This window comes from Dialister succinatiphilus YIT 11850, from assembly GCF_000242435.1.
GTDB classification, from domain to species: domain Bacteria; phylum Bacillota; class Negativicutes; order Veillonellales; family Dialisteraceae; genus Dialister; species Dialister succinatiphilus.
Genome location: NZ_JH591190.1, coordinates 111,108 through 115,790 on the forward strand (window position 1 = coordinate 111,108; position 4,683 = coordinate 115,790).

Consider the following 4,683-nt stretch of genomic DNA (forward strand, 5'->3'; position numbering starts at 1 on the left):
AAAATGGGCTTTGAGTCCAGAAAGCACTACAGCCTGGGAATGATTGAGCGGATTGTCGAGGCTGTCGCAATTACCACATCTCGCAGTGCCAGCGAGCTCCTGCAAAGCCTGGCGGGAATTACCATCTCCCATCAGTCTGTTATCTCACTCAAGAACTATGCCGGCGAGAAGGCAAAGACTTATGAAAAAGCATTGGCAGAAGAGGAAAAGGTTGAAAAGCCGACACAGCCGGAAATTATAGCGATTGAAGGAGATGGAATTGTACTCAAGAACAAGAAGAAAGGCGGCGTTTCGGAAGTGCACCGCCTCCAGGTATATGAGGGAGTCAGGAAAAATGGCAACAGGACAGAACTGGTAGGACTTCGCTGCTTTGCATCTACCAGCAGAAAAGAACTTTTTGCATTGGTAGCAAGCTATCTGCATGGGCACTATGACCTGTCTAAGACCACAGTGCTGTCGAATGGGGATGGAGGGTCCGGATACCAGTTCCAGGACTTTGAGCGAATGGTAGAAGGCTGCCTGAATCACCAGCACTTCCGCGACTGCTATCATGTGCATGAAAAGATCCGGACCCGGCTCAGCTTCTGCAACAGAAAACTGATAGACCGTATTATCCGAGAACTTCACCAGACCGACGATATTATGAAACAGATTCCGGTATGGATGGACACTGCCCGGAGCTGCGCCCGAACAGAGGCGGATTTGGAGGGGGTAGACAGGCTGCAGAGCTATCTGGAGAGAAATGCTCCCTATATCCCCAGCCTGAGTCAGCGCGGCATCCATACAGAGATTCACCTGGGGACTGCAGAAACAAATCACCGGTTTTACAGCTATCGCATGAAGCGGCAGGGGCGGAGCTGGTCCAGCGAGGGAATGGAGTGTATGGTTTGGGTATTGACCGCCCGGAAGAATAAAACACTTACAGCAGCTCTCCTGTACCATGCTAATGGGAAAAGCTACAAAAAGATGGATAGAGCCATGCACAAGGCTGCGGTGCAGACAGAGCATAAAATCGCCCAGAATGTCCGGAGTGAGGCGCAGAAGCGTAAAATGAGAAACTATAGGCCGGGATGCCTGGAGGGGCGTATAGGCGTTTATGGAGCTTCTTCTTCACCAATGGGGAGACTGGCCAGAGCTATACAAAAATACTGATAAAACCGAAGCCACGGAGATAGTAATCATCGACAGTCAAATGAATTACCGAGGAAAACTTGACACTTACGTTCGCAGGCTATCCTATTGACATTTATTCACGGACAGTTTAAAATAGCTATAATTTCAAAGAAGCAGGGAAGAGAAGAGTACCCGTGCAGGAATGGCAAAGAGAGCTCCCAGTGGTGAGAAGGAGCACAGGAAAGCATGGAGAAGATGGCCTCTGAGCTTGATATGCTGAATGGTGAAGCAGTCCGGGAGTCTCCCGTTACAGAGACAGGGTATCAAGGCATGGCCGGCGTACCTGTGAGGTCTTTCCGGTGACGGAAAGATGAAATTGGGTGGTAACACGAGGATCTCGTCCCTTAGGGGACGGGATTTTTTTATTGCATGTATGCTTTTACAAGGAGGTTTTCATTTTGCCGATTAAAATTGCCGACGGTTTGGACGCTGTTTCAGAACTGAAGAAGGAAGGGATCGTAACCATTGGAGAAAAAAGGGCTCGGACCCAGGATATCCGTCCCCTTCATATACTGATTCTGAACCTCATGCCCATTAAGAAACCGACAGAAGTACAGCTTCTCCGCCTGCTGGGGGATACGCCGCTGCAGCTGGATGTGGATTTTGCCCGTATCGCTTCCCGGGAAACAACCCATACGGACCGGTCCTATCTGGATGAAAATTACCTCACCTTTGATGATATTAAGGACAGGAAATATGACGGCTTTATCATTACCGGGGCGCCGGTGGAAAAAATGCCCTATGAGGAAGTGGATTACTGGCCGGAAATGCTGAAATATTTCAACTGGGCCGACAGCCATGTGTTCTCCACCCTCCATTTCTGCTGGGCCGCCCAGGCAGGGCTGTATCGGGACTATGGGGTGGAAAAGAGAATCCTTCCAAGGAAACTCTTCGGTATTTACCAGTACAATCTCACCTTGGCCTACCATCCGCTCCTCCGGGGCTTCGACGACCGCTATTTCATTCCCCAGTCCCGTCATACTTCCATTGACGATAAAAAAGTGGATGCCACGCCGGAACTCACCGTTCTTTCCCGGTCCGAGGAAAACGGCATCAACATTATTTCCGACAAGGAATCCCGCCGCATTTTCGTGCTGGGCCATTTTGAATACGACCTGCGCACCCTGGAATGGGAGTACAAGCGGGATAGGGAAAAGGGACTTCCCATCCGTCTGCCGGAAAATTACTATCCCTACGATGATCCCCAGGAAAAGCCCCGCTTCGTATGGTGCAGCTATGCCCATCTGTTTTACCATAACTGGCTGAATTTCGTATACCAGGAAACGCCCTACAGTCTGGACAATCTCATGCCTTTCAATGTACATAATCCACTCCACGGGAATTAATGGGCTGGTGATCTAGTGAGCTAGTGTACTGGTGGGGCAGTGAGGCAGTGAGACAGTGAGACAGCTATCCGCTATCGGCTGTCGGCTGTCCGCTGGGCCGTATTCCCGAACGTGGGGAGATGGCAGACAGTCAAATTTCCGCTGACCGCTGTCGGCTGACCGCTTCCCGCCGGACACTGTCATTCTGAACGCAGTTAAGAATCTCGGTGCCTGTCGTTAGTGATATCAATGCCGATAAATACCAGTCGGCGGGAAGACATCAGACTATCAGACGACAGACATCAGACAACAGTATTCTCGAACGCAAGAGGGTTCAGGCACCTTTGGTGCCCGGGTTCAAGCCGCCGTCGGGCTGCGCCCTGGGCTACGGTCAGGCGGTAAGGTGCTCGCTTAATGGGCAGGCCATGCTCGCATATGAGCCTGACTTGCGGTTCCTATGCAGGAACCGCACAAGTTCCGCCCGGAATCGGCTCCGCCTTTCGGGCTGGTTCAAAGGGGAGTTATAAAGCCCACGCCATGGAGTCAGGGTGAGCGCCTGCGGCGCCATTTTATAATGCGCCCGAAGGACGCTACCACAACCCTCTGAACCCTCTGAACCCTCACGCCCAAAGGGCGTGTCCATGAGCCTTTTTTTAGATAGGAGGATCCCTATGAAAAAACTATTTCTTTTCTTAGCTCTGCTTCTCGGTATTACGGCGGCCGTGACAGGCTGTGGACAGGAGAAACAGACATCGTCCGTTCTTCGGGTGGGCATGGATGCAGCCTATCCGCCCTTTGGTTTCCAGAATATGGACACCAAGGCCTATGAAGGTTTTGATGTGGACATTATCAATGCCATTGCGAAGGAAGAGGGACTCTCCACGGAAATCAGAAATGTGAATTTCGACGGTCTCATTCCGGCCCTGAAGTCCGGCGACCTGGATGTGGCCATCAATGACATTACAGTTACCGAAGACAGGAAGCAGTCTGTCGATTTTTCCAAACCCTACTACATTGCCGGTCTGGGCGTAGTGGTGAGGAGCGACAATCAGGATATCCGGTCAAAGGCTGACCTCTCCGGTAAAACCCTGGGCGTCACCATCGGCTCCACAGGAGAAGAGGCGGCCCGGAAAATCGAAGGGGCTCATGTCCGCACCTACAGCACCCTGAGCGATGCATTCCTTGACTTGAAACAGGGTGCCGTGGATGCCGTGGTCAATGATATCCCCACCAATGAATACTACGTGGCGAAAACGGAAGACCATTCCGTTAAAACCGCACCGGTGGCCCTGTCTACCGAGTACCTGGCCATTGCAGTGAAGAAGGGAAATAAGGACCTTCTCACCAAAATCGACGATGGCCTGGCCAAAATCAAGAAAAACGGAGAATTTGCGAAAATTTATAAAAAGTGGTTTGGTAAAGAACCGCCGGAAGAAATTGTGAAATAGTGGGCTAGTGGACTAGTGGGACCTTGACTGCTGTGGGCTGTCGGCTTTCCGCCGAGCACCGTCATTCTGAACGCAGTGAAGAATCTTGGTGAGTACCGCTAATGGCTCCTGCTAGCTCACTAGTCCACTAGTCCACTAGTTCACTAAAGAATACCAGTCGGCGGGAAGACATCAGACTATCAGACGACAGACATCAGAAAACAGTATTCTCGAACGCAAGAGGGACAATCCTGCCGCCTTTGGCGGCATACAAAACTCATCGCCCCCTAAAGGGTGGCAAAGGAAAGCGCCTTAATGGGCAGGCTAGGCGCCTTACTTCGCCCCACGTGGAGGTCCTATGCAGGACCTCCACAGGGGACTATAACCCGTGCTTACTGCAGAGCGAGGAAATGCACCCCTTTTGGTGGCTGGCGCCACCACCTTCCCCCCGGCGGGGGGACTTTATTCTTCGCTATGCGTTAGCTTTATTCTGCCCCCGCTTGCGGGGGAAGTCCGGCGCAGCCGGATAGGGGGAGGCGAGCGTAGCGAGCCAATCCGCAGAATGCTTGTCATGTCATATGATACTGAAAGTAAATCCCGTAACGTTCTTGCGTCCCCTTTAGGGGAAGAGGGCCACGAAGTGGCGAAGGGTGTGCAAGCGAACTGGATTCATAGGGGAGAGAAGCGACCCGCGAATCCAGTGAGACGCCATCCAGCGAAGTCGGTGTGGACGGTGGTAAGAATGATTATGACACTCG

At 51.9% G+C, this 4,683-nt stretch carries 3 protein-coding genes; all 3 read left to right on the forward strand.

What is annotated here, in order from left to right:
- Positions 1–1,152, forward strand: a 1,152-nt coding sequence (locus tag HMPREF9453_RS10630; protein ID WP_008860567.1) for an ISLre2 family transposase, incomplete at its 5' end; no start/stop codon positions are given.
- 419 nt (positions 1,153–1,571) lie between these two features.
- Positions 1,572–2,519 carry a homoserine O-succinyltransferase gene (locus HMPREF9453_RS10635; protein ID WP_008860568.1) on the forward strand — a complete coding sequence of 316 codons (948 nt, stop codon included), beginning with the start codon at positions 1,572–1,574 and terminating at the stop codon, positions 2,517–2,519.
- 650 nt (positions 2,520–3,169) lie between these two features.
- On the forward strand, positions 3,170–3,946 hold the full coding sequence (locus HMPREF9453_RS10640) for a basic amino acid ABC transporter substrate-binding protein (protein ID WP_008860569.1): 777 nt from the start codon (positions 3,170–3,172) through the stop codon (positions 3,944–3,946).
- Positions 3,947–4,683 lie beyond the last annotated feature (737 nt).